24 protein-coding genes, 1 CRISPR repeat array and 1 riboswitch (1 of these 26 only partly in view) are annotated in these 25,718 nt (G+C 56.9%); of the genes, 15 read left to right on the top strand and 9 right to left on the bottom strand.

The genetic code is table 11. From position 1 onward, the window contains the following. Positions 1-107: 107 nt before the first annotated feature. Positions 108-1,076 (bottom strand): quinone oxidoreductase family protein, encoded by a 969-nt coding sequence (locus QTO31_RS00600; protein WP_301427765.1) that lies wholly within the window; start codon positions 1,074-1,076, stop codon positions 108-110. A 206-nt stretch (positions 1,077-1,282) separates the two neighbouring features. On the opposite strand from QTO31_RS00600, the gene QTO31_RS00595 reads away from it, so the two are divergent. From QTO31_RS00595 to QTO31_RS00550, 10 genes are all read left to right on the top strand, one after another. Next, a complete protein-coding gene (locus QTO31_RS00595; RefSeq protein ID WP_301427764.1) occupies positions 1,283-1,912 on the top strand; it encodes a class I SAM-dependent methyltransferase in 630 nt (209 codons plus the stop codon). 39 nt (positions 1,913-1,951) lie between these two features. Beyond that, on the top strand, positions 1,952-3,259 hold the full coding sequence (locus QTO31_RS00590) for a CpXC domain-containing protein (protein ID WP_031460348.1): 1,308 nt from the start codon (positions 1,952-1,954) through the stop codon (positions 3,257-3,259). Positions 3,260-3,306: 47 nt separating this feature from the next. Further along, the gene (locus tag QTO31_RS00585; RefSeq protein ID WP_301427763.1) at positions 3,307-4,485 is read left to right on the top strand and encodes a glycosyltransferase family 9 protein; all 1,179 of its coding nucleotides are present in this window, start codon (positions 3,307-3,309) and stop codon (positions 4,483-4,485) included. Positions 4,486-4,516: 31 nt separating this feature from the next. Next, a complete protein-coding gene (locus QTO31_RS00580; protein WP_031460346.1) occupies positions 4,517-4,903 on the top strand; it encodes a LysM peptidoglycan-binding domain-containing protein in 387 nt (128 codons plus the stop codon). 498 nt (positions 4,904-5,401) lie between these two features. Beyond that, positions 5,402-6,145 (top strand): (Fe-S)-binding protein, encoded by a 744-nt coding sequence (locus QTO31_RS00575; RefSeq protein WP_301427762.1) that lies wholly within the window; start codon positions 5,402-5,404, stop codon positions 6,143-6,145. Between the two features lie 68 nt (positions 6,146-6,213). Then, the gene (locus tag QTO31_RS00570; RefSeq protein WP_031460344.1) at positions 6,214-7,638 is read left to right on the top strand and encodes a LutB/LldF family L-lactate oxidation iron-sulfur protein; all 1,425 of its coding nucleotides are present in this window, start codon (positions 6,214-6,216) and stop codon (positions 7,636-7,638) included. Positions 7,639-7,662: 24 nt separating this feature from the next. After that, entirely contained in the window at positions 7,663-8,127 is a 465-nt protein-coding gene (locus tag QTO31_RS00565; protein WP_301427761.1) for a GNAT family N-acetyltransferase, read from the top strand. Further along, the gene (locus tag QTO31_RS00560) at positions 8,124-8,822 is read left to right on the top strand and encodes a lactate utilization protein C (RefSeq protein ID WP_031460342.1); all 699 of its coding nucleotides are present in this window, start codon (positions 8,124-8,126) and stop codon (positions 8,820-8,822) included. The genes QTO31_RS00565 and QTO31_RS00560 overlap by 4 nt, the downstream gene beginning before the upstream one ends. A gap of 6 nt (positions 8,823-8,828) precedes the next feature. Continuing rightward, positions 8,829-9,806 (top strand): 2-hydroxyacid dehydrogenase, encoded by a 978-nt coding sequence (locus tag QTO31_RS00555; protein ID WP_301427760.1) that lies wholly within the window; start codon positions 8,829-8,831, stop codon positions 9,804-9,806. A 403-nt stretch (positions 9,807-10,209) separates the two neighbouring features. After that, positions 10,210-12,387: an ATP-dependent RecD-like DNA helicase gene (locus tag QTO31_RS00550; protein WP_301427759.1), complete on the top strand. Its 2,178-nt coding sequence runs from the start codon at positions 10,210-10,212 to the stop codon at positions 12,385-12,387. A gap of 18 nt (positions 12,388-12,405) precedes the next feature. Here QTO31_RS00550 and mads4 read toward each other — a convergent pair whose 3' ends face one another. The 5 genes from mads4 to QTO31_RS00525 all read right to left on the bottom strand — a co-directional run bounded on the left by mads4 (position 12,406) and on the right by QTO31_RS00525 (position 16,333). Continuing rightward, a complete protein-coding gene (gene mads4, locus QTO31_RS00545) occupies positions 12,406-13,032 on the bottom strand; it encodes a methylation-associated defense system protein MAD4 (protein WP_301427758.1) in 627 nt (208 codons plus the stop codon). Further along, complete coding sequence (locus QTO31_RS00540; RefSeq protein WP_301427757.1) at positions 13,029-13,307, bottom strand: AAA family ATPase; 279 nt, start codon at positions 13,305-13,307, stop codon at positions 13,029-13,031. The genes mads4 and QTO31_RS00540 overlap by 4 nt, the downstream gene beginning before the upstream one ends. Continuing rightward, positions 13,288-14,292 (bottom strand): AAA family ATPase, encoded by a 1,005-nt coding sequence (locus QTO31_RS00535; protein WP_301427756.1) that lies wholly within the window; start codon positions 14,290-14,292, stop codon positions 13,288-13,290. The genes QTO31_RS00540 and QTO31_RS00535 overlap by 20 nt, the downstream gene beginning before the upstream one ends. Before the next feature lie 137 nt (positions 14,293-14,429). Continuing rightward, a complete protein-coding gene (locus QTO31_RS00530) occupies positions 14,430-15,485 on the bottom strand; it encodes an ABC transporter substrate-binding protein (protein ID WP_301427755.1) in 1,056 nt (351 codons plus the stop codon). Positions 15,486-15,529: 44 nt separating this feature from the next. Next, a complete protein-coding gene (locus QTO31_RS00525; RefSeq protein ID WP_031460336.1) occupies positions 15,530-16,333 on the bottom strand; it encodes an ABC transporter permease in 804 nt (267 codons plus the stop codon). Between the two features lie 152 nt (positions 16,334-16,485). Continuing rightward, positions 16,486-16,610: riboswitch (FMN riboswitch) on the bottom strand. A gap of 562 nt (positions 16,611-17,172) precedes the next feature. Here QTO31_RS00525 and QTO31_RS00520 point away from each other — a divergent pair. Continuing rightward, positions 17,173-17,355 carry a hypothetical protein gene (locus tag QTO31_RS00520; RefSeq protein ID WP_301427753.1) on the top strand — a complete coding sequence of 61 codons (183 nt, stop codon included), beginning with the start codon at positions 17,173-17,175 and terminating at the stop codon, positions 17,353-17,355. Between the two features lie 232 nt (positions 17,356-17,587). Here QTO31_RS00520 and QTO31_RS00515 read toward each other — a convergent pair whose 3' ends face one another. After that, positions 17,588-18,493 carry a Uma2 family endonuclease gene (locus tag QTO31_RS00515; RefSeq protein WP_301427752.1) on the bottom strand — a complete coding sequence of 302 codons (906 nt, stop codon included), beginning with the start codon at positions 18,491-18,493 and terminating at the stop codon, positions 17,588-17,590. Positions 18,494-18,772: 279 nt separating this feature from the next. Between QTO31_RS00515 and QTO31_RS00510 the strand changes: the two genes are divergently transcribed. Next, complete coding sequence (locus QTO31_RS00510) at positions 18,773-19,135, top strand: helix-turn-helix domain-containing protein (protein ID WP_367620625.1); 363 nt, start codon at positions 18,773-18,775, stop codon at positions 19,133-19,135. A gap of 376 nt (positions 19,136-19,511) precedes the next feature. Here the strand turns inward: QTO31_RS00510 and QTO31_RS00505 are convergent, their stop codons facing one another. Beyond that, a complete protein-coding gene (locus tag QTO31_RS00505) occupies positions 19,512-20,090 on the bottom strand; it encodes an RNA polymerase sigma factor (RefSeq protein ID WP_301427751.1) in 579 nt (192 codons plus the stop codon). 1,190 nt (positions 20,091-21,280) lie between these two features. Between QTO31_RS00505 and QTO31_RS00500 the strand changes: the two genes are divergently transcribed. From QTO31_RS00500 to QTO31_RS00495, 3 genes are all read left to right on the top strand, one after another. Then, entirely contained in the window at positions 21,281-22,045 is a 765-nt protein-coding gene (locus QTO31_RS00500; RefSeq protein ID WP_301427750.1) for a winged helix-turn-helix domain-containing protein, read from the top strand. Positions 22,046-22,527: 482 nt separating this feature from the next. Continuing rightward, positions 22,528-22,764, top strand: a complete 237-nt coding sequence (locus QTO31_RS19200) for a helix-turn-helix domain-containing protein (RefSeq protein WP_367620605.1) — start codon at positions 22,528-22,530, stop codon at positions 22,762-22,764. 4 nt (positions 22,765-22,768) lie between these two features. Further along, positions 22,769-23,434 (top strand): IS630 family transposase, encoded by a 666-nt coding sequence (locus tag QTO31_RS00495; protein ID WP_301427749.1) that lies wholly within the window; start codon positions 22,769-22,771, stop codon positions 23,432-23,434. 78 nt (positions 23,435-23,512) lie between these two features. Here QTO31_RS00495 and QTO31_RS00490 read toward each other — a convergent pair whose 3' ends face one another. Continuing rightward, positions 23,513-24,091 carry an RNA polymerase sigma factor gene (locus QTO31_RS00490; protein WP_301427748.1) on the bottom strand — a complete coding sequence of 193 codons (579 nt, stop codon included), beginning with the start codon at positions 24,089-24,091 and terminating at the stop codon, positions 23,513-23,515. Positions 24,092-24,392: 301 nt separating this feature from the next. Further along, positions 24,393-25,718: a CRISPR direct-repeat array (repeat unit 37 nt; unit sequence GTTTCAATCCCCTCGCGGGGATTTTGGTTTTTTGAAG) (it continues 3,314 nt past the right edge of the window).

Genomic DNA, 25,718 nt, shown 5'->3' with positions numbered 1-25,718 from the left:
CTCCTCTCCATGACAATGATACAAAAAACGTCGCAGCGCGCCGATTTGCGCATCTCCGCGACGTAGATACCATCTGAAATCTGTTGATGTTTCCAACGTTCCGTAAGTTACGGGATCAGAAGCAGCTTGCCGGTCGTTGCGCGACTGGCAAGCGCGATCTGGGCCTCAGCCGCTTCGTGCAAGGGATAGCGGCGGTAAATCCGTACCTGTAATTCACCGGCGCCAATCCAGGTGAACAAATCGTTGGCGCGCCAGCGCAACTCTTCAGGCGTAGCGATGTAGTGAAACAGCGTTGGTCGCGTCATGAAGAGCGATCCCTTGCTGCTCAACATCAATGGTGAGATGGGCGGCAATGGGCCACTGGCATTCCCGAAGGTCACAAACATTCCCCGTGGCCGGAGGCTGTCGAGACTACCTTCGAGGGTACTTGCGCCAACCGAGTCGTAGACGACATCGACTCCACGACCGTTGGTGAAAGCGCGTACCCGCTCAACAAACGACTCACGGGTGTAGATCACAACTTCATCGGCACCGGCTGCTCGTGCCAGCGCAGCTTTTTCATCGCTAGAGACAGTGCCAATGACGCGCGCCCCCAGGCGTTTGGCAATCTGAATCAGTAAAAGACCGACACCGCCAGCCGCTGCATGTACTAAGCACGTATCACCCGCTTTCAAGGGAAAGGTGCTTAAGGTCAGATAGTGCGCTGTCATGCCCTGTAAGAGCACCGCTGCTGCTGTTTCTAGATCGACGTTATCGGGTATGCGTACCAGCTTATCGGCGGCCGCTAGCGCATATTCGGCATATCCACCAATAGCCGTCGTGCAGCCAACGCGATCACCAATTGCCCATTCGGTCACACCTTCACCCACGGCATCAACCGTACCGGCTACTTCTAAGCCCAGCGTGAATGGTAGCGGTTGTGGATAGAGACCGGTACGATGGTAAATGTCAATAAAATTGACCCCGGCAGCCGCAACCTTTATCCGCACCTGTCCCGGTGCGGGTTCGGGGATGGGCACATCAACCACCTGCAACTGTTCTGGTCCACCGGTCTGATGAATTTGGATTGCCCGCATGATCATACCCTCGCTGCAAGCTCGCCCTTGCGCTCAGATTGAAAACCGACCTATACTATAACATAGCGCTATTTTTTTTGGTGTAATTCGGTTCACGTCTGTTAAGGTGAGAACTGATTATCGATTTTTGCTGTGATTGGCCTAGAGATAGCTGGTGTTGCCCAATACGATGCACATCAGGATGAACATACGAGAAGAGGACGGTAGTGCGGCAGAGTGGTTTTCCACCCGAGTACTTTGAACGTTACGATGAGAGCGATGATCGGCTCTTCTACCTGTATCCCCGCTTAACAGCGCACATTGACAAACTGGCCTGTCAGGCCGTTACTCAACTTATTCGTGAAGAATTACCGCAAGGTGGCTGTATTCTCGATCTGATGAGCAGTTATGTTAGCCATCTGCCGACCGACATTCCGCTAACGCGGGTCGTTGGACTTGGCCTGAATGAAGAGGAGATGCGGCTCAATCCACAGCTTCACGAGTATGTTATTCACGACCTCAATGCCAATCCACAATTACCCTTTGCCGATGCTACATTTGATGGAGTGGTCTGTACCGTCTCTGTGCAATATATGACGCGCCCGGTAGAGGTGTTTGCCGAAGTGGCACGTATTCTCAAGCCAGGTGGTCCTTTCATTGTAACTTTTTCCAATCGCTGCTTTCCCAGTAAAGCAGTACGGATTTGGCTGGCGACTAACGACCGTCAGCATCTCGAACTAGTACGCTGTTATTTTGAATTGGCCGGTGGCTTTACCGAAATCCGGTGTCTTGATCGTTCGCCTCACCACTGGCTCAGTGATCCCCTCTACGCCGTAGTTGGGCGACGAGTGGTATAATCAGCGACTAGTGAAGAGATTTGACACTGGAGAAAACCAATGCCTTCGGCACCGCCACAACCGGTTCAACTGAGTTGTCCATCCTGTGGGACTCGTTTCCGCACGGCCATTTATACGTTGGTAGATGGTGGTGAGCAGCCTGAATTGAAAGCAGCCCTGCTTACCGGTCAACTCAATATTGCTGTTTGTCCACGCTGTGGAATGGCGAGCATGCTCAGCGCTCCGCTCATTTACCACGATGCCGGGAAACAGCTCTTTTTGGTCTATGTTCCGCAAGAACTCAATAGTCAACCGCAGGAGATTGATCGTTTCATCGGTGATGCGTCGGCATTTTTACTCCGTGCATTGCCTAACGATGCGCCACGTGGCTATTTGCTTGCCCCACGTCGTTTTCTGAGCTTGCAATCGCTCATCGAAGCAATTTACGAGGCCGATGGGGTTTCGGCGGAAGATTTGCGACGGCAGAATCGGTATGTCGAAATCCTCACCGAACTGGTGAACACAGTTGATCAGGACGAACAATTTACAGCCGCGCTGCAACGTTACTCGGCGGAACTGACGCCGGAATTCTTTGCGACCCTTGATGCGTTCATTAACGCGACCAATGATGCTCAGGCGCAGATGCGTACGATGTTGGTACGGGTACGGGAAAAATTGCTTGCATATACGGCGCGAATAACGGCCCAGGCAGCCGCTGAAGAACTGAACGCTGCTATTGAACGTCTGCGTTCGGTTAGCGACGAAGAGTTACCTGCCGTTGTGCAAGAGTTGCGTCCGTTGATCGATTATGGTTTCTTCCAGTTGTGGACCGAACAGATTGAGGCAGCTTCGGCCGCCGGTGACAACACGACTGCCCAAAAGCTCACCGAGCGTCGCTCCCGCATTCTAGAGTTAGTCGAAGCGATTGATCGCGCTGCCCAGGAGATGTTTGAACGGGGAAGCGCTCTGATCGATGCTGTCCTGGCGACGCCCGATCCGGTTGCTGCCCTACGAGAACGGGCTGTTGAAGTTGATGAAGGATTACTAACCGTCATTTCGGCGAGCATCGCCGCTGCCCGGCACGCTGGCAGTGACGATCTGGTCAAGCAACTTGAAGCATTGGCCGACGCTGCCCAAGACATCATCAACTCACGACTGTCGCCTGAAGATCGCTTTATTAACGAACTCCTGGCCCAAGAGACGACCGTTGAGGCAACGCGCTTGCTACGCAAAAATATGACACGAATTACGCCAGAGCTGGCTCGTCGGCTTAATGAACGTGCCGCAGAAGAGGAGAAGCGGGCCAATCAGGCTGATGCAGAACGGCTCCGTCAGCTTGCCCGTGAGGCTAGTGCACTCTTGTTCTAATTTCAAAGCCAGAGGGTGAAGCAAACCCTCTGGCTTTTAACCTGCCTATGCGATACGTTGTGCTCCGCTGGTTGGTGATGGTTGCGCGGCCATTCGTGCGTCGCTCAGCGGTGTATCCTCCCCGAAAAGTCTTGCTGATCAAGCCCGATCATCTCGGCGATCTCCTGCTGGCAACGCCGGCATTGCATGCGCTGCGCAGGGCACTTCCTGCGGCCCGTATTACTGCGCTGGTCGGGCCGTGGGCGGCTACGATGTGGCAGAATCTTGCTGAAATCGATGAGCTGGAGACGTTGCCATTTCCGGGATTTGATCGGTCTGGTCCTAAGCCGATGCTTCTTGCGCCGTACCTGCTTTTGCTACGCACCGCCTATCGGCTTCGCGCACAGTCTTACGATGCTGCGCTGATCCTGCGTGATGATCACTGGTGGGGAGCAGCACTTGCGCTCTTGGCCGGTATTCCGCAGCGTATTGGTTTTGCGCATCCGCTCTGCACACCGTTCCTGAGCACAGTACTCCCGTACCGTCCTCGCCAACACGTTACCCACCAGGCGCTGGAGATTGTTGCCGCTCTTACTGGTGTTCCTGCTGTTTCGGGACCATTGCGCTACACGCCAACGCACGCCGCACAAGAGTGGGCGACTGTCTGGATCCAACAGCAGCTCAAACCCGATGAACACCTGATCATCATTCATCCGGGTACTGGCGGTTTCACCAAACATTGGCTGCATAGCCACTGGATTACTCTTATTCACGGCCTGAACCGACCAGGACGCCGCATTCTCCTCACCGGTAGTCCGAACGAAGCTGAGAAACTGGCAGCGATCGTTGCTGCTGCGCCACCCGGTCTACTTGCGCTTAGCCAGGAACTGACCATTGACCGGCTGGCAGCTCTGTTGGGGCGGGCAAACCTGGTTATCGGGGTAGACAGTGGCCCGTTACACATTGCTGTGAGCCAGGGTGTTCCTACCCTCCATCTCTTCGGTCCCAGTGATCCCCTCCGCTTCGGGCCGTGGGGTGATCCCCAGCGCCAGCGCGTGTTGAGCGCGGGTCTTCCCTGTAGTCCGTGCGGCGTTTTTGCCACTTGCCCACGGGCGACTAATCCACCTGAATGTATGGCTGTCATCGATCCCGCCTGGGTCTTGAGTAATGCTGAGGAACTCTTGGTGAGTAGGCCGACACCCACCATTGACTCCGGTCAGACAGATTGCTACAATACTTTGTCGTAATCAACGTTGTGGCGGCGATGAGGTGGCAACCGTGCGGTATAAGCTCTGGCTCTGTGTCGTGTTTCTCATAATCGGCGCAAGTAGCATGGGATTGTCCGCTTGTCTACCCGATCCGCCTCGGCACAACCGTCCGACCTTTCCGGCTATTCTCGACATTACTCCCGCACCCACTATCGATATTGATGCCACGGCGACCGCATACGCTAGTGCGTCACGTTCGACTCCTGTGATTACAGCCCTCTATGTTGTGCAGGCTGGTGATACACTCAGTGCGATTGCCGAACGTTTTGGGGTAACCGTTGATGAGCTTGTAGCTGCGAATAATCTTACCGATCCAAATGTTCTTCAAGTCGGCCAAACGCTGGTCATTCCATCCCTGCTCACAACACCACGGCCAAGTCTTACGCCAACACCATAAGGCTGTACGAGTTGACACGAAGGAATTGCCGTTCCTCCTCCCTTCTATCCTTTTCGCACGCTGGAAGGAAAGACGTGGTTCAACACCGTACCTTTCCCGCTGTACGCCTTGTCGGAGCGTTGTACTGCTGCGTCCACCCTGCGGAGCATGACCGACATCGCTCACCTCCTTCTTAACCCCTCGTGGTAACAGAAGATAACTTGAGAGTCGCTTTGATACGACAAACGACGGCTGCCAGGCGTGCACCCACGTGACTGCGTGGTTCAGTGATTGTCTTGAGCGCATAAGTATTGTGCGTGACACGCCATACAGTTACCGGGCAGTGGCTCGAAAAACCTGTCCCGACTGTGCAGTGACACATGCCACCATTCCCTGATACATTCCAGAGGGAGAGTGGTTACCGACGCATTCTGTTCTGCTCTGCGCACTGCAGGGGGTGCGGCAACTTGAGTTATAATGCTAATTGAATACACTTTCAGCCCCAGAGGAGATGAGACCGTGACTACTGGCAGCCGTCGCATTACTTTTTTTTCGACTTGTATTGTTGATCAGCTCTACCCAACGGTTGGGATGGCTGCGGCTTGCCTGCTCGAACAACAGGGTGTGAAGGTTGAGGTACCCAATGACCTGTTGTGTTGTGGTCAGATGGCCTTCAATGCCGGTTTTCGTGATGACGCCTACATAATCGCCGGCCGCACACTGGAAGTACTGCGTGGAAAGGGTGATGTTGTATTGCCTTCAGGCTCTTGTGCAGCAATGATTCGTCATCTCTATCACGAGCTATTTGCCCATACACCGTTTGCCGCTGCTGCCGAAGAACTGGCACATCGCACCTACGAATGGAGCGAATATCTGGTTGACATATTAGGGGTGACCGATGTTGGTGCCCGCTTTAGCGGTCGAATCACCTATCACGATGCCTGCCACGGGCTGCGCTTTCTGGGTTTAGGTAAGCAGGCGCGCACGTTGCTGCACCACGTGGCAGGTGCGGAAGTCGTACCACTGCCTGGCTGTGATCAGTGCTGCGGATTTGGCGGTCTGTTTGCGATCAAGCAGGCCAGTATCTCTACTGCAATGCTCGAACGTAAACTGGAAGCGATTGAATCAACAAAAGTAGACCTGCTGGTAACCGGTGATGTTTCCTGTATGACGCAGATTGCCGGTGGGCTGAGCCGTCGTCAAAGTGCTATCCGTGCTCGACATCTCGCTGAAGTATTGGCAAATATGGTTGATGCACGGTGAGGGAAAAACCGGTCGGTGATAGGCCGACGATCCCGTTTCCGTTGCCGTGCCTGGAAGAAATACGTCCTATGACGCAAACTATCGCGTTCTACGATCGGGTTGACCAGGCCCTCCACGATACTTCGTTGCAAACTGCGTTGAACAGAGCAACGACACGCTTTATTGGTAATCGGGCCAGTGCTATCGGGGCATTGTGTGAGGCCGACCGCTTGCGCGATCAGGCGCGGGCGATCCGTGCCTATGCGTTAGCACATCTTGATGAGCTGTTGCCACAATTAGCCGCCAATGTCGAGGCACGTGGTGGTCATGTTTGTTGGGCCAGCGATGGAGAGGAAGCGCGCCGTTATATTATCGAACTCGCCCGTGCGCGCGGGGTGCGTAGTATTGTGAAGTCGAAGTCGATGGCTTCTGAAGAGATTCATCTGAATGAAGCCCTGGAGCACGCTGGGTTTGAAGTCGTCGAGACCGATTTGGGTGAGTACATTATCCAGCTAGCAGGTGAAACGCCGTCGCACATTATTGCTCCCGCCATCCACAAAACTCGCGAACAGGTGAGTGCTCTGTTCGAGCAGCATTTGGGAATGCCGCCAACGACTGAGGTGCCGCCAATGATCCGCACGGCCCGGCGTGCGTTACGACAGCGCTTTCTACGCGCCGATATGGGGATCAGTGGAGTTAATTTTGGGGTGGCCGATAGCGGTGCAATCGTGATTGTGGAAAATGAGGGCAATGCCCGTCTTTCTACGACAGTGCCACGCATCCATGTTGCGATTATGGGCATTGAGCGAATTGTAGCCCGTCTCGCCGATCTAGGCGTGATGTTGCAGGTGCTGGCGCGTTCGGCAACCGGTCAGAAAATGAGCGTTTATACCAGCCTGATCAGCGGTCCCGCTCGTCCCGGTGAAGCCGATGGTCCCGAAGAGTTTCACCTCGTGCTCCTCGATAATGGTCGTTCGCGAATGTTAGGCGGTCAGTACGCCGAGGCGCTGCTCTGTATCCGCTGTGGTGCGTGCCTCAATGCCTGCCCGGTTTATCAGGCGATCGGTGGTCATGCTTATGGTGGTGTCTACTCTGGACCAATCGGTGCCATTCTCACCCCGTTATTGCAGCCTGATCTGCCTGATGCTTATCTGCTGCCACAGGCTAGCTCACTCTGTGGCGCCTGTCAGGAAGTTTGTCCGGTGCGCATTGCAATTCCCGACATGCTCTTGCGGCACCGGGCCGACGCAGTACAGGCTGGGAAAGCGCATCCGCTCGAAAAGGCGGCTATTCGTGGTTATACCTTGACAATGACCCATCCGGCGATCTACCGGGCGAGTGGGAAGGCAGCGCGGCTGTTCAGCCGCATCCTGGCCCGCAAAGGTCGCTTTCGCCGCTTACCACCACCGTTACACCTCTGGACGAAGCAGCGTGATTTCCCGGCGCCACCACCAAAGACGTTTCGGGAATTGTGGGCTGAGCATCAGAAACGACGACACCAGAATGAAGTGTGATGTTGTCTGAAGTCTATGAACGGTATGCAGATTTCAATCCACGCCGAGCGACCGGACACCGCTGATGCACAAGCGTTGATTGCCGAATTAGATGCTGAGCTGGCGCCACTCTATCCACCGACCAGCCAACATGGCTACAGTATCGAGCAGTTGATACGCGAGAAGGTTGATTTTTTCGTTGTACGGGTGAACGGTGAAGCAGTTGGATGCGGTGGTGTACAGTTCTACGCTGATTACGGTGAAGTGAAGCGGATGTACATACGTCCGATGTTTCGAGGTATGGGGCTGGCCCAGCGTTTGATCGAACACCTGATCGCTTACGCGGCTGCACATCAGTGCCGACTGTTGCGGCTCGAAACGGGTATTCTGCAACCTGCTGCTCTTCGCTGTTACGAACGGGCTGGGTTCTACCGCATCGGGCCGTTTGGGAACTACCCCGACGATCCACTTTCACTGTTTTACGAGCGACCAATTGGAGTACAGGGATGAGCCGTGATCAGATATTAGCCGCTATTCAAATCAGCCTGAACGCGAACCGGCCACAGTTGTTGGCTGAAGCTGCGCGTGTCACCCACGAACCACCGCCGTTTGTGTTACCGGCCCAGGATGATTTGGCCGGGCAATTTGTGGCCGAGGTGCAAAAACTTGAAGGAAAAGCCTACCGTGTTGCAACTGCTGAAGAGGCGCTGGCAATAATCGAGCAACTGATAATCGAGACGCAAGCCAGGCAGGTTATCGGCTGGGATGTTGACCAGATTGAATTACCCGGCCTGGCTGCGTTACTGGCTGCCCATGGCGTAACTCCTGCTATCGCCGATATTCGCGGTGAGGCGCGACAAGCCCGCTTGCAAGAATTGGAACCGATCCCGATCTGTTTGTCGGGGGTTGAGCTGGCGATTGCCGAGAGCGGTACACTGCTGTTGCGCCATGGCCCCGGTCGTCCGCGGCTTGCTTCTCTCCTGTCGCCGTGTCACATCGCGATTGTCTTTGAACGTCAGTTGGTGCGTGGTCTTGGGGAAGCACTGACCATCCTGCTCAAACGTTATGGTGAAGAGATTTTTGGTCCCACCAGCAATCTCACCTTCATTACCGGCCCATCGCGCACGGCTGATATTGAAATGACCCTCTCGCTGGGCATCCACGGGCCGCCCCAGCTTCACGTCATTCTGGTGGCTGAAGGTTGATAGCGTATGAATGCGGTAAAACCACGAGTGTTCGTTACCCGCCGGTTGCCCGATCCGGCGCTGGCTATCTTGTACGAGCACTGTGCAGTAACGTTGTGGGATCAGGTGGAAGTTCCGATCCCTCGTGCAGAATTGTTACGTGGGGTTGCCGAGGCAGAGGGATTGCTCTGCTTAATCACCGACCGGATTGATCGCGATGTGATTGCCGCTGCACCCTCTTTGCGCGCTGTATCCATCATGGCAGTAGGCTACGACAACATCGACCGGGCAGCACTGGCAGCGCGTGGGATCACCTTAACCAATACGCCAGATGTCCTCACCGAGACAACTGCCGATCTGGCCTGGGCGCTCATGCTGGCGGCTGCCCGCCGCGTTGTCGAAGGTCACAAGCTCATTGAACAGGGGGGCTGGGGGCCGTGGTACCCGATGCAGATGGTTGGGCAAGACATTTACGGGCGAACGTTAGGCGTGGTCGGAGCGGGCCGGATCGGTCGGGCGGTTCTCCGCCGTGGGCAAGGCTTTGCAATGCGCTTGTTGTACCACAATCGCCGTCCTGATCCGCACGTCGAAGCTGAACTGGGTGCTACCTACCGCTCACTCGACGATTTGCTAAGCGAAAGCGATGTTGTGGTGGTCACCGCACCGCTGACCGAAGCGACGCGGGGGATGTTTGGCGCAGCGCAATTTGCCCGTATGAAGCCAACCAGTGTGTTCGTCAATGTTGCCCGCGGGCCACTGGTGCGCGAAGATGACCTGGTTGCCGCTTTGCGCGCCGGTCGGCCATGGGCTGCCGGTCTCGATGTCTTCGAGCGTGAACCGATCAGCCCTGATCATCCGCTGCTGACGCTGCCCAACGTTGTGCTTACACCGCACATTGGGAGTGCGACCTTCACCACCCGCCTGCGGATGGCGACCCTGGCTGCTGAAAATCTGGTGGCGGTGTTGCACGGCCAACCGACACCACACATTGTCCCCCTTAAGTGATTGCGGTGTTTGAAAGCTATGGCGGGCAAAGATACATCGTCGTGACAATCTTACCGACAGGAAGGGTCAATCTACCCGATAGGGTACTGATGCGCCAACCGATGGGTTTCAGCCGCGCATTCCAGGAACTGCGCGGAAGTCAGTGCACGCTTGTCTTCTTCCCTTCCCCCGTTCTCTGTCCAGCATCTTGGGGTGGTTCCGGTTACGTCCTCTCGCGCCGCATCAGCACGCCATCGCTTGCAAGAACGGGCCGGTATTTTGGACCATGGTCTTGCTATAGGCGGGTTGGGAACTCGTCCTGACCGTTTACGCCGCATACCTTCTCTTTGTATGTGCAGAGTGACTATAATTGTCATGCCGGATTGATCACCGACTGAAGTAACCCAAAACGGCTTAACTCGATATGCACGAACTTGATGGCATCCTCGAACGGATTACCTTCCAGAGTGAAAGCAACGGCTACACCGTGGCCCAACTACGACCCACCGGCAAGCGTCATACCGTTACGATTGTTGGGAATCTGATCGGTGTACAACCGGGTGAGCAACTCATTCTCGAAGGGGAATGGTGTGATCATCCGACCCATGGTCGTCAGTTTCGCGTGCAGCGGTATCGCACCCGTCTACCGGCGACGATTGACGGCATTCGCCGCTACTTAGGCAGTGGCTTGATTAAAGGTGTTGGGCCGGCTACTGCGAAGCGGATTACCGAAACGTTTGGGAAATACACACTCGATGTACTAGATCGTGAACCTGAGCGACTCTGCGAGGTGCCAGGGCTGGGTCGCAAGAAGGCAGCGTTGATTGCCGAAGCCTGGCGAGCACAGCAGCGCATTAAGGATGTGATGCTGCTCCTGCAAGACCTTGGCCTGCCAACCGGAGTTGCGGTGCGTATCTACCGGCATTACGGTGATGACGCCTTACGGGTGGTGCAGCAGGAGCCGTATCGATTGGCTGATGAAGTGGATGGAGTGGGCTTTCGTACTGCCGATGCCATTGCAACCGGTCTTGGCATTACCCGCGATGATCCACGCCGGATTGCTGCTGGTTTGCGGTATGCTCTAGGTCAGGCCTCGAATGATGGTCACTGTTATCTACCGATGGTCAAGCTGATTGAACGTGCGTCCGGTCTCCTTTCGGTGACGAAAGCTGCGGTATCTGATGTCTTTACCCAGATGTTGGCACATCATCAGCTCTGGCGTGATCCGGTTGTCACGGCTGCCGATCCCGATCAATACCCGATCTATCTGCCGCCGCTCGCCTTTGCCGAGATTGGAGTGGCGAATGCTATTCGCCGCCTTCTCCAGCAATATTCATCCATGGCCGACCACTATGTACCTAGTCGCTGGGAGCTTGTCTTTGCCCACCTGGCAAAGCGACACGGTATGAACCTGAGTGCACAGCAGCGCACTGCGGTGCGTACTGCGCTGACAACGTCGGTGATGTTACTCACCGGTGGGCCGGGCACCGGAAAAACCACCAGCCTGCGCGCCCTGGTTATGCTCTTGCGTGCTCGTGGCTATCGTCCACTGCTGGCCGCTCCCACCGGACGGGCCGCTCGGCGGTTGAGTGAAGCGACCGGTATCGAAGCGCGCACAATTCATCGCTTGCTCGAATACGGCCCTGACGGCGAATTCCGGCGCAACGCCGATAACCCGCTCGACTGCGACCTGTTGGTGATTGATGAAGCGAGTATGCTCGATATTGTGCTGGCGAATCAGCTTCTGAAAGCCCTGCCTGGCGGTGCGCACTTAGTGATTGTCGGTGATGCCGATCAACTGCCGAGTGTCGGCCCTGGTCGCGTCCTTGGCGATCTGATCGAGAGTGGTGTCGTGCCACGGGTGCATCTTGATGCGATCTTTCGCCAGGCTGCCGGTAGTGGAATTGCTGCCAATGCCCGCCGGATCAACGACGGTCAGATGCCTGAATGGGGAGCACACGACGACTTCTACTTTTTTGCTGCTGATACGCCGGAACGTTGTGCAGCTCTAACCGTAGAGCTGGTTGTCGAGCGCATTCCGCGCCGGTTCGGAGTCGATCCGCGCCGTGATATTCAGGTTCTCAGTCCCACGCACAAAGGAGTGGCCGGGGTTGCTGCGCTCAATGCAGCCTTGCAAGCAGCCCTCAATCCGCCGCGTCCTGGGGTTGCCGAATACCACAGCGGCGGGACTACTTTTCGAGTAGGTGATCGAGTGATCCAGCAGCGTAACGATTATGACCGTGATGTGTACAACGGCGATGTTGGTGAAGTTATTGCGATTAAGGCAGAAGAACAGACCGTTGTCGTGCGCTTCGAGGATGGCCGCACGATACGCTACAGTGGTCTCGATCTTGATGACCTTGCCCTTGCGTATGCGCTCAGTGTTCACAAAAGCCAGGGGAGCGAATACCCGGTCGTTGTTATTCCGCTCCTGCTTGCCCATCAGCCATTATTGCAGCGCAATCTGCTCTACACGGCAGTCACCCGTGCTCGTCAGTTAGTCGTAATTGTCGGAGATCGGCGTGCGGTTGCGACAGCGGTTGCCACGACAGAAGTTGAACGACGCTACACCGGGTTGAGTGTGCGGCTTAGGCGGGGGTGAGTGCTGGTACCTAGATCGTCAGGCTGGAAACCATTGCTGGAGGACTGAGCGTAATCGCTGAAATGCTCTATCTTGACATCTGGTGAGACTGACCTGTCTGGCTAGTTCCGCGTAAAGTGCTGGCGAGCGGGGAATACGTTTGATTCTTAGTAGGCTCTCCATTACCTCTTTCGGGGCGCGAGGTTTTCCATTGGGAAAGCAGTTGCAGGCTTCGAGTGTCCTACGATAGAGTTCTTCATCGCCGTCTGCAATCAGGGTAACGACATGAGGAGAATTTGTAAAGACCCAGATTTCTAGCTCGGGATCTAAAACCATGGTGGCACAGCAATAGCAATCTTCCCATCCTGAAACCCGCAAAAGTTGCTCGACTTCATTTTCCAAATCTGATGAACTTCTGCGTTCTCTCCCACAACCCTGCCGATCAAACATGACAAGTGCGTATCGGTAATTTGCTCGCAAAGGTCTCAGAAATTCATGAGCCTGACGTAATACGCCTAGATCGCGTTCAGGATGTCTGAAAATATTAAAGGTAAGACCTTCTCGTATTCCCAGCGCATGAGAACGTCCTAACAATCCGCGTATAGCGTATTCCATATCCAAATCTGCGACCAGCACAACTAGGTCTTTTTGCTGTCCGTTGCTCATCCCAAAATCCCACTGGCCAAAAGGTTGCCTAAAGACACCTCAGAGCGCCATTCTTTCAGGTACGGATGGCGGTTGCCAGGAACAATGTCAGTTGCACCGCGTTCATTTAGCGTAAAGCAGAGAAGTTCATTTGGAGTAGCAAGGTTCAAAAAGATCGGTGAATGGGTTGCACAGAATACTTGACCTTCATACACAGAAGAAAGTGACTGGTACACAGCTTCGAGAGCGCGAGGATGCACACCGTTTTCCGGTTCTTCAATGATGTAAATGCCCATCGCCCATCTCTTCTGGAAGATACGCCAAAACCGTCATTGCCAAAAGTCGTAGCGTTCCATCTGAGAGAAGCCACGAGGGAAGCTGCCTGCCCTCTTCAGTTTCTACCACAAGGTATCGGTAGCGATCCTCTTCTCGCTCCCTAATGGAGATCATGCTGATCGCTGGCAAGACAGTGCGCACGTGGTTTACCCATTGGTGTAATCGCACGGGATGATCTTGTAGCCGTTCCACAACCAGCGCCAGATTAGAGCCGTCCGGCTGAAATGTTTTAGGTGCTTCTGGAGGGCAAGGCCAGCGCATCACCTGACTGTTCAGCGTAACAAAGTGGAGCTGTTCTGTAAGCATATTGCGCAGCCAGATGCTTACCGGGAAACGTTGTTCTTCGGGAATGAGAATGAGACCGGCCCGGTCCTTTCCGGCATTCAAGGGAAAATTCCATTCAGATGTTTCAGAGCGCACATACATCCGACCGTCAGCAGTGCGGGACATCACTTTCCGATACCCAGGCGGCACCCGTCTCCTGGGTTCTTTCACGATAGATGTTGGTGGTTGACGTTCTTTGGGGAATACTATCTCTGGTCTATCGTGCAGCACACGGGCAGTCTGTGCGTGCTTCCGAACAAGCCAGAGATTCTCGACCAGGAATGTGAGCGTTCCCGCATTATCAGTGCCAATGCGGAGTTCATAACGTATGCGAGAGTCTTCCTTTTCTCTACTGTGAAGATGTTCTGGAATCTGGAGTTCGACAGCGATTTCGATTGGTTCAGCACCCATCTGCCAGACGAGTTCTCGTATGGAACGGGCGCGTTTCTGTACGGCCTTTTGCAAACCGTTGCGAAGGATGTCTTGCAGGAAGACGACCACGTCTAGAAAGGTGCTTTTCCCGCTGGCGTTGGGACCCACCAGAATCTGAAAGGGCTGTAGCTCTTGCCGAATGTGGCGAAGGCATTTGTAGTTCAGAACCTCTATCGTATGCAGTATCATGTTGCATTGACGCTGTTTTCTCCAGACATGTACACCATAATGTACCACTTCTGCACCATTCTCGGCAAGTTCTTCGTGCATAAACAAGAGAGGCGCACGGACAGGGCGCCTCTCTAAGCGTCACTTCTTCGCTCGGATCAGTACGATCCGCCGGGCACAAACTCATTCGTAAACGCCTTCTGCACATCAACCGGTGCCGACAAGAGACCCGCAGCGCGCATAAATTCTTCGGTGCGCGCCCAGAGTTGCCCATCAGTGTAGCCCAGGCCATACTGAGACGTCATGTCGCTCTGCCAGAACGGTAGACTCTCGATCAGCACCTTGCGTTGGAGGTCGGGATTGCCAAGCTGTGCTTCAGGAACGAACTGTAGACTCAGTTCAAAGGCTTCATCAGGATTTGCCAGGGTATCGGCTAATCCGCGCAGACTGGCCCGCACGAAGCCGCGCACAAGCTCGGGTTCTTGCTGAATCAATGCCTCGCTGACAGCAATACCGTTGGCAGCCAGATTAAAGACATCGGCGGCCAGTAAGACGTTTACGGCTATGCCCTGCTCGCGCAATTGTACCGGCTCGTTCATCGCATAGCCGGTCGCTATCGATACTTTATCTTCCATGACCGCAGCCGTCTGCGTAAAACCGATCTCTTGCACTACCACGTCTGCCTCTGTCATCTTCCCGGCGTATAGTGCGGCAAGCAAGGCGTAGAAGCTTTCGCCAAACCGACCCGGAATACCAATGGTCTGACCGCGCAGATCGTTGACGCTCTGCAAAGGCACGTTGGCTTTGGCGAAGAAGGCAATCGGGAACCGCTGGTAGAGGGACATCACCGTTTTAATCGGTAATCCCTGCTGGCGCGCTAGTAAGACAGAAGTGCCGCTGGTGGTGGCAAATTCAACCCCACTCGCCGGCCAGGTCGCTGCCCGCTGCGATACATCGTTCTCGAAGTTATAGTCGAATATGACCTCAATGCCTTCCGCAGTGTAGTATCCTTTAGCGGCTGCCACATAATAAGGCGCGAATTGTACATTGGGAATGTACGACATCGCCAGTGTAACACGGCGCAGCGTTGGTTGTGCCTGCGGTGCAGATGCCGCAGTTGGGGCCGTTGTTGGCGCTGTTGTCGGAGTGGATGTTCCGCAAGAACTTAACATCATTGAGAGTATTGCGAAGAATAAAAAGAACCGTCCTTTCATAAAAATATTCCTCCCTAAAAACAGCATCAAAAAGAGATCGATTCCTATGCTTCCCAACGAACCAATAGTCGTTCTAGTAAACCTGCCAGAATGTAGAGTATCAATGTAATCAGAGCCAGTGTGATCAACGCAACAAAAATCAGCGGTGTGTCAAACAGCCCGCGGGCAATATTGATCAGCGCCCCCAGACCGACCCGTCCGGCGACGAATTCCCCAACGACAGCGCCAGTGGTTGCCAGCGACAGACCGGTTCGTATACCGCCGAAGAGCACGGGTAGCGCCAGTGGCACTTCGACGTAGCGTAATAATTGCCAGCGATGAGCGCCGCTGATATAGGCCATTTCAATCAGTTCGCGTGGAATACTGCGGATCGCCACAATAGTACTGATCAGGATCGGCAGGAAGGTGATCAGAGCAGCGACCAGTACTTTAGAGGTCATACCGGTACCGAACCAGAGGATGATCAGCGGTGCCACCGCCACCACCGGAATTGCCTGACTGGCGGCCAATACCGGTGCCAGAGCCTGTTCGAGCCAGCGTATATGCGCCAGTGTGTAGCCGAGTACGACGGCGATGATGAGTGCCAGCGCAAACCCGCCAAGGGCAGCGCTCAGGGTCGCCGAGGTATGTTGCCAGAGTATCCCACTACTCAGCGCCTGCCAGAAGCGTCCGGCAACCAGGGTTGGGGAAGGAAGAATAAAGGCCGGATAGCCACTAAACGTTACGCCAGCTTGCCAGAGTAGCAGCAGAATCATGAGTGTTACCGGCAGGCCAAGAGCAGGCCGCTCGAAGTGCCGAAAGATCTTCGCCCGCGGCGATACGGTTGGCATTGGTAGTGTTTGTTGCATCTCAACAACTCCTTTCGCGGCGGGCAATGAAAAAACCCCGCCGAGCGAACGCTCTTCGGGGGACAGATACGGAATTGCGACAGATGATTGTGCTGCCGCTAATGCAGACAAGGCCAAGGCATACAGTGCGCCGTTGCCCTCGCTCGCCATATCTGGATCTTCTTTACATCCGGACTGTAACCGTCGGCCCCGGAGTTGCACCGGATCATGCGTGCCTCTCAACACGCTCGTGGGCTATACCACCGATCGGGAATTTCACCCTGCCCCGAAGATCGTTTTTCATTCGTGATGATAACATTACCGGGAGTGTAGTGTCAAGAAGGATGAAGACAGAAGAGTTTCCTGGGGGCATGCCCCCAGCCCGCTTGTCCAGTGTATAGTCGGCATCCCTCAACGACTCTTTCTCTCTTGACCGCAGTTAGATGGGTTGGAAACGTTGCACCCCCTCTCAGATCCTGATCAGAAACTCGTGGTCTTGATCAGGCGCTCAGCAGGGGTGTCGGCTGAAGTGGCGAGCACCTCAGTGCCTCATCAAACACCTGGGCTGTTACTAAGGCGCGACCATAGCATCGCCAGCATGGTACAGGGAACGGTGATGGACAGCTGACGGCCCTCACTTTCTCCCTGGCCTCCTTCCTCTCCCGTAAAAGGCGAGGAAGGGTGAACGTGGGGTGGCTGGCGCGAAAGCATGTTGGCAGTCCCTCACGCAATGATTGCGCGAGTACGATACGTTCCCAATAAGAAATCCGGGTTTTTGATCAGGCTCTGAGTGATCATGCTTGATGCGCGTATATCGGGCAGATGCTCTGATACCTTGCGCATAAGCGCCTGCAAACGTCATGGCAGACAACCTCACGCTTACCATTGGTAATCGTCGGCCAGGAAAGATGCCGCATGCTCAGACGCAGACTTCTGATGTGAAAGATGTACGGTCTCGACAGCTCTTCAACGTGCTCGAGTTCGGAACACTTCGAGAACTGGATGAAGCAGCACACATACAGACCTTCGTCAGTGTAGCGTAAGGCGACCGAGGATTGGATATGATGCACCTTTGCCAGGGTGCGCGGGCCTCTGGCCCGCATCCTCAGTATCGTAAGGTGACCGAGGATTGGATATGATGCACCTTTGCCAGGGTGCGCGGGCCTCTGGCCCGCATCCTAAGTATCGTAAGGTGACCGAGGATTGGATATGTTGCCCCCCTATCGTCCATCGCGATAGGGGGAGCGCTGCTGTACGTATCGCTGATCATTCCGCTCATCCACCACGCAACCGCCGCAACTCGGCCTCTAGCTCACGCAGACGGGCTTCAAGCTCGGCCCGCGCTGCCGCTTCTCGCTGGGCCTGTTCCTCCGCCTCGGCCCGCGCTGCCGCTTCGCGCCGGGCCTGTTCTTCCGCTGCTCGCGCTCGTGCTTCCGCCTCCGCCCGCGCTGCCGCTTCGCGTCGGGCTCGCGCCTCAGCTTCTGCCGCCTGCTGTACCACCGTCGCGTAGTCGCCAAACGCCGTGCCGTCGTCGGCGTAGCACACCACGTGGTCGCCTTCCACCCCCACCCACAGGTCGGCCAGTTCCAGATACACCCACCCCCGCTCGTCCGGCGGTTGCAGCCGGTAGGTGTCCCCCACCAGCCGGTAATCGAGCAACCGGAGCTGCCGCTCCCCCCGCCGTCCAATGTTGTCCACAATCACATACTGCGCCACCCCCGCCCGTGCGTAGTGCGCCACCTTCCACACCACGTCGTTCTCCCGCGTCTCCGGCGAGGTGATTTCAATCATCAACGCCGGTCGCACCCCCTCCTCCGCCACGTCAAACGTGCTCCAGTCGCGCCGCTCGCGCAGTCCCGGAATGACCATCACGTCCGGCCCGTGCGGCCGCAGGTCGGGCACGTCCCACGCCACCCGCACGTCACTCAGCACGATAGCCCGCCCGTACGCTTCGAGCCGGGCGCGCAGCACTGCGGTGAGGTACATCCGGTCGGTTTCGTGGCGGTCACTGTGCACGATGAAGTCTCCCACGTCGGGATGCAACACATCTTCGAGGGTGAGCGGCACCGGTTCGAGGTGGTCGGGGTCGTCGGGGGTAGGCCGACGGACGTAGCGCCAGCCGTAGCGGAAGGGGTCGTCGGCCGGTGGCAACGCCGGTGTGGTGACGGTAGGATGGGTCATCGCAGTTCCTCCTTGCTGTGGTAGGTGGGTCTGCCGGTATTGTAGCACAGCGCTGGGCAGGATGCAGGGGCAACGGCGGCAGCGCAACGGGCAGCGGGTGGTGGTGTTTCCCATTCATCGTGTTTTCCTGGCGCTCAAAACGGTGCTCGATAAAGAAACCGTTTGAGCGGCCAAAAAGTTACACGAAAAAAACGCGGCAATTGCGGGTGTGGAGCATACCGGTGTGAGCGGTACGAAGCGCCGCTCCGAATAATCGTCTCACCGTACAGCGGATGAAACCTGATCGATGGACGGACGCAGCGCCGCTGCGCCCCAACCGATCTTCTTCTGCGACAGGGTATTCCGGATAGGCTCTTAGAAGCCCGGCTGCTGTCGTCTCTCGCACGGTACAACGGGATGGTGTGCCGGTATCGCGATCTTGCGGTCCACTTGTACCATCGGCGTGACCCTGATCTCAGATGCCTGGTGCAAGCCCGGATGCCCTATCTGCGCCGGAAACTGGAGCCGGATCCGCAGCAGACGCGCTATGTGCACACGATGCGCGGGATTGGCTATCGGCTGACGATGACACCGATTGCCAGCAACGGCTCGCCGGAGATGTGCCGGACGTTGCAACAGGCCGTGCTTATCAAGGGGTGCTGATGGGTGCGGGGCGCCGCGAGGGCGGGTTGCGCGGCCACCGGCTGCCGATGCAGCGACGGACGGGCGTCGTTCACGCATGATGCCGCTGACCATCCCGGTGTCGTGCGTCGTGCAGCGCCTGCCTGCCCCCGCTTGTGGTTGGGGCGGATCGAGCCCCCGCCCCTACCACATCCGACGGTGTATTCTGTTCCAGGCGTATCCCTCCGAGGCAGGACGCACCTCGGAACAGTCCCATCACTTGCTATCGGGAGTGACTCGCCGCGTGCTCACATCCACAATCTTGCCGGGTGCTGTCGGGCAACACCTGATGGTATCCACGGAGGGGCGGTGCGCGCACCGCTCCTCGCGTGCTGTGACCGGAGATGTCGAACCGGCGCTACGCCATCGGCGGCGACGGGATCCGCTCACCGTCCTGGTCATCGCTGCCCATCCGTTCGCGGAGGAGCTGCACGGCGCGTGTCTGGAGGGCTTTGGTGGCACCCAGCGTGCGTCCGAGCTGGCGGGCGGTCTCCGGCAACGAAAGATGGTACTCAAAGCGCAAGAGCAGCACCTGGCGGTAGGTCGGCGGCAGGCTCGCTAGCGCCATCCGCAGCGCCTGGCTCTCGGCCAAGAGGGTGAGATGGGTCTGGCCGTCGTCAGCGCTGTAATCGGCCACGACCATCGCACTGAATGGAATGGTACGCCCCTGGCGTCGCTGCAGATCGATGCTCAGGTTGCGGGCGAGGCGGAAGAGCCAGGCAATGAGCGGCACACCACGGTCTTCAAAGGTATCGGCCCGTTCCAAAAAGCGGACAAACACATCGTGGTGGGCATCGCGGGCGAGGTCGGGGTCACCGAGGCGACGCAGGAGATAGCTGAACAGGCGTGGGCCGTAGGTTTCGTAGACCCAGCTCAGCGCGTGGGGGTCACGATTCCGGATAGCGGCAATCAGGTCGTGCGGGGGCAGGGATGACATCGTGTGCTCCAATCGGTGTTCAAGAAGCGGATCCTGATACGACCTACAATAGCAGGAATAAGCGGGGAAAACGGTAACAATTTGGCGACAGTTTTGCGCGCACGGGGGGATGGGGTGAACGGAAGGAGGGATCGGCAGGTCGCTTGGCAATTCCGTGCTACCACCCACGCGCACCAATCCGTTGGTAGCAAGAGCATCACAGCAGGAATTGTCCGCACGTCTCCGGAACAGCTCGTGCCGCAGCAGAATCCAGACCTCCTAGGCGGGTTCCGTCACCGGCACCGTCGGGAACGCCCGCGCCGCACGCGGGCGGACGCCTGGAACGCCTGGATCACTGCCCCGGCTTAGCCCCCCACCGACCCACCTGCGGCAGGGGTACCACCGGTGGTCAGTCCGCGTGCGTGCGGCGGCGCCATGCTCTGCTGGATAGACACGCACGGGACGGGCGAACCGGTGGTACGCGGCCTAGATGCCTCCTATCGACGGGATGACATCGTCCTCCTGTGCGTGCGCCGCGAGTCGACCGTCGCGCCGACCGGTCAGGCACGCCAGCCGGTGCAGCGCCTGGCACTCGGACCGCGACGTGGATGGGTAGGGCACCAGGGGCGCCGTCACGCACGTCCCGCAGCGGATGGCGGGTCCGCTGACGATGGCAGCGAGGGCCGACCACGCGGAACCGTGGGTGCTGCTGACCGATCTGTCTCCTGTGCCCGTGGGACGAAGCGGGCGTTCGCCAATGCACGTCGATGGGCTGGGCTGGGCAGCGCGGCCAACTGCCGTTGTCGGGCAGGATCTGGTGGTGGCGGTGGTCACGCGGTAGATGGGAGCCGTCGGCACGCGGATCGACAATGCTGAACCGTCGGGGGTTCCGCCCGGTCGTCGGTGGCGCAGGGGGAGATCAGCCTGCGCTAGTGGGGGATGCACTCGTGGCGTTGGGTGCTGCGCACGGGTGATGGTGGCTCCGCTGGTGGTTGTGCCTGAGACCTACGCCTCAAAGCGATGACAGGATCACCATGCCTATCGAGACCCCGTCCCAATGCTTGAAATCGTCCTACTCCCCCCTTTTTTAAACATCCCTGCGTTGGAGCTAATGTATCTATTGTTAGATACTTTGTGAAGATTTGCACACATTTGAATCTTCATTTATACTATCCCGCACAGTTCGCATATTATCGCTCCGGAGCCTGCCGATGTACCACGGGATTGTGTTGTTACTGGAACCTGATGAAACGCTACGCTCTGACCTGATGGACTGCCTGCACGAATGGTCGTGGGCCGTGTACCCCCTTACCGATGTCGCAAGCGCCATTGACGCGCTCGCCCACCCGCTGGTTCGCTGGTGTCTCCTCCATATTGCCGACCACCCGTCGAATGTCGACACCCTCGCGCACCTGCACGCTGCGCTGCGCCCGGAGCAGCGGGTCCTTGTTGCCATGGCAGGCGATCCGGCGGGCTCGCTTGCAGAACTATCCTCACCGCAGATGACCTGGGTTGCGGCTCCCTTGACCCGTACCGTGCTCGAACAGATGCTCGAACCACGCGGTCGACCCGCCCCTGATCCGACGGATGACGATGAGCAGGCGGACCAGGGGGCTGGGCCACGATTGAAGATTGATCTGACAAGACGCCGTGCGTGGGTTGGTCAGCGCGAGATCCGGCTTAGTCGCTTAGAAGCTCGGCTGCTGTCGTATCTCGCACGGTACAACGGGATGGTGTGCAGTTATCGCGATCTTGCGGAACACCTGTACCATCGGCGTGACTCTGATCTCAGACGCGTGGTGCAAGCCCGGATGCAATATCTGCGCCGGAAACTGGAGCCGGATCCGCAGCAGACGCGCTATGTGCACACAATACGCGGGATTGGCTATCGGCTGACGATGACACCGATCGCCAGTGATGGTTCACCGGAGATGCGCCGAAAGTTGCAACGGGCCGTACTTATCAAGGGGTGTTGATGGGTGCGGGGCGCCGCGAGGGCGGGTTGCGCGGCCACCGGCTGCCGATGCAGTGCCACAGTACCGGTACCGTGCGTCGTGCAGGAAAGACCTGAACACGATGGTGTATTGGTATTGGGGCGAGTGCTCGACCCGCCCCTACCACATCCGAGGGTGTATCCTGTTCCAGGAGTACCCCTCCACGGCAGGACGCACCTCGGAAAGTGCCATCACCTGCTACTGGGAGTGACTCGCCGCGTGCTCACAGCATCTTTCCCGCCCCACCTCGTGTCGATCAACACCACCCATCCGACACTGCGCGCACGTCCGGCAGGGTTGGACAGACTACGCATGCCTGCGTGCCTGTCCGAACCATTGTCGCACGGTGCAACGAATAACACGCGCCGACGGCGGAACACGCAACATAGAACCACGAAACTTTTTCGGGACGGGAGCTGATATGGCATACTGGTGGTATCGCCAGCAACGAAGAGAGGTACGCCATGCCAGCTCCCCGATTCGTGCGGCCGCGTCGAGCGTTCACGCAAATGCTGCTGTTCTCCGCTCGTGGCCAGACGGTGCCGGAGATTGCCGACCTGACCCTTTGCGATGACGACACGGTGTTGTACTGGCTGAAGCGCTATGAGGCTGAGGTCTCGGCGGGCCTTGCCACCAAACCTCACTCCGGGAGGCCACCCAAAAGCTGCTACCCCCTGCCTAGCGGGGCCACGCCGAGGTGAAACGGTGCGCCACCATCTGCACACCCTCGGCTACGCCGTGATACGGCCAGTGCTGAGCATGAGCAGCCCGGATGAGCGCTACGCTGAGAAGGGGGAGAAACTGCGCGCCCATCAAGCGGTAGCCAAACGTGGCGAGGTTGTGCTGCTGTTCGATGACGAAACGGACCTTCATGTGCTGCCAAGCATCGCTGGGTGTTGGACCAAGCGTGGCAGCCAACGTAAGGTTCCAATGCCTGGCAAGAACCAGAAGCGCTACAGCTTCGGAGCGGTAAATGCGGTCACCGGTGCGGTCACGCGCCTGATCCGCGAACGGAAGAATAGCGAAAGCTTCTGCACTCTTGTAGAAGCGATTGTCGAGGCCTACTGTCCTGGCGAGTGCCGGAAAGGGACGAAGATGGTGCGAGTTGTGGACAATTTCATCATCCATCGCAGCAAGGCGACGCGCAAACTGCTGGGGCAATACGCCGATTGCCTAGAGGGGTGCGAGCGGCCGACCTATGCACCGCAGCGCAACGTGATGGAGTTGCGCTGGAAGCATCTGCAGCGCAAGGTGACGCATAACCACCTGTTCGCGTCGGTCGCCGCCCTCGTCGCTGCGGTCGAGCAGTTCTCTGCGGAGTTGGACAACCAACCGGCGACCGTCCTGTCTGTCATTGGCTGTGCCGAATGACTTCTGTGGTTTTATTTAGACGAGGGACGGTGCGCGCACCGCCCCTCGCGTGCTGTGACCGGAGATGTCGAACCGGCGCTACGCCATCGGCGGCGACGGGAGACGCTCACCGTCCTGGTCATTGCTGCTCATCCGTTCGCGGAGAAGTTGCACGGCGCGCGTTTGGAGCGCTTTGGTGGCACCCAGCGTGCGTCCGAGCTGGCGGGCGGTCTCCGGCAGGGGAAGATGGTACACCACGCGCAACAGCAGCACCTGGCGGTAGATCGGCGGCAGGCTCGCCAGCGCCAGCCGTAGCTCCTGCCGCTCGGCCAGCCGGGTGAGATGGGTCTGGCCATCGTCAGTGCTAAAATCGGCCACGACCATCGCACTGAACGGAATGGTACGCCCCTGGCGTCGCTGCAGATCGATGCTCAGGTTGCGGGCGAGGCGGAAGAGCCAGGCGATGAGCGGCACACCACGGTCTTCAAAGGTATCGGCCCGTTCCAAAAAGCGGACAAACACATCGTGGTGGGCATCGCGGGCGAGGTCGGGGTCACCGAGGCGACGCAGGAGATAGCTGAACAGGCGTGGGCCGTAGGTTTCGTAGACCCAGCTCAGCGCGTGGGGGTCACGATTCCGGATAGCGGCAATCAGGTCGTGCGGGGGCAGGGATGACATCGTGTGCTCCAATCGGTGTTCAAGAAGCGGATCCTGATACGACCTACAATAGCAGGAATAAGCGGGGAAAACGGTAACAATTTGGCGACATTTTTGCGCGCACGGGGGGATGGGGGTGACAGAAGTATTGGAGCGATAGTAAGAAGTTGAGGATGCGGGGCAATGGGAGGCGGGGCGGCAGAGGTGTTAGGGAGATTTTAATGCGGATATCGTTGACGTTTACAACAACGGATTCCGTGCAGGGATTTTGGTTTTTTGAAAACATACTCGATCAAAACACGAGCGCAAACAGTGTATGGTGGTTTCAATCCCCTCGCGGGGATTTTGGTTTTTTGAAGAAACGACGGGTCTTCGGGTGGGATAAGCAGCGGGGCGTATGTTAGTTTCAATCCCCTCGCGGGGATTTTGGTTTTTTGAAGATTACGGGGCGCTACGGCGGGGGCAAAACTGCTCTCGCTGTTCAGTTTCAATCCCCTCGCGGGGATTTTGGTTTTTTGAAGCGAGGTAGCGGGTCTTGATCCACATTGTGTTCAAACTTCGGTTTCAATCCCCTCGCGGGGATTTTGGTTTTTTGAAGGTTCAGATAACTGGCCGCTACGGAGGGGGCAAAACAGCGTTTCAATCCCCTCGCGGGGATTTTGGTTTTTTGAAGCAACAATGCGAGCGTATCGGATTTGGGAAGGTGAAAAGAATGTAGGTTTCAATCCCCTCGCGGGGATTTTGGTTTTTTGAAGCGGTATGAATGACGTCATCGCGTGGTTTATTGCGGCAGCAGTGAGTTTCAATCCCCTCGCGGGGATTTTGGTTTTTTGAAGTTACAAACCCCCCGCGCAGGCCGGGGATGTCGCCGGAAAAGCGTTTCAATCCCCTCGCGGGGATTTTGGTTTTTTGAAGTCAAAGGGCCGTTTTGTGACAGAAAATGACGCCTAATAACGTTTCAATCCCCTCGCGGGGATTTTGGTTTTTTGAAACTTTACTGAAGTTGTCGCGGAACAACTCCCCGCAAAGTATTTGTTTCAATCCCCTCGCGGGGATTTTGGTTTTTTGAAGCCCACTCATCCTCGCGCTTGCGGTGCAGACTTCCGCATACGGGGGTTTCAATCCCCTCGCGGGGATTTTGGTTTTTTGAAGCGGCAACGGTTTCGGAGTTATCGAGTTCGACGGTTGGGAACTGGGGTTTCAATCCCCTCGCGGGGATTTTGGTTTTTTGAAGACACGAGGTCATCTCGTTCGTCGGGGAAGAGTTGGGGAGCTGGGGTTTCAATCCCCTCGCGGGGATTTTGGTTTTTTGAAGGCGACGTTACCCGTCGCTTGAGAATGCCTGCGTTTTCTAGCGTTTCAATCCCCTCGCGGGGATTTTGGTTTTTTGAAGACTCTACCCTTATCGCCACCGACGGCTACCAGTTGGTGGCGTACAGTTTCAATCCCCTCGCGGGGATTTTGGTTTTTTGAAGCTACGACGGGTTAGGGGTCGAAGGAAACGTCGCAACGTTGAAAGGTTTCAATCCCCTCGCGGGGATTTTGGTTTTTTGAAGGAAGTTGTCAACGACGCGGACGGCTACGTTGTCAATTAGTTTCAATCCCCTCGCGGGGATTTTGGTTTTTTGAAGCGCAGATCGCGGAATCG

The sequence above is a fragment of the Chloroflexus sp. MS-CIW-1 genome (assembly GCF_030444705.1).
Lineage (GTDB): Bacteria > Chloroflexota > Chloroflexia > Chloroflexales > Chloroflexaceae > Chloroflexus.
The sequence above is the reverse complement of the archived record's forward strand: the minus strand, read 5'-3'. Positions and strand labels throughout refer to the sequence as shown.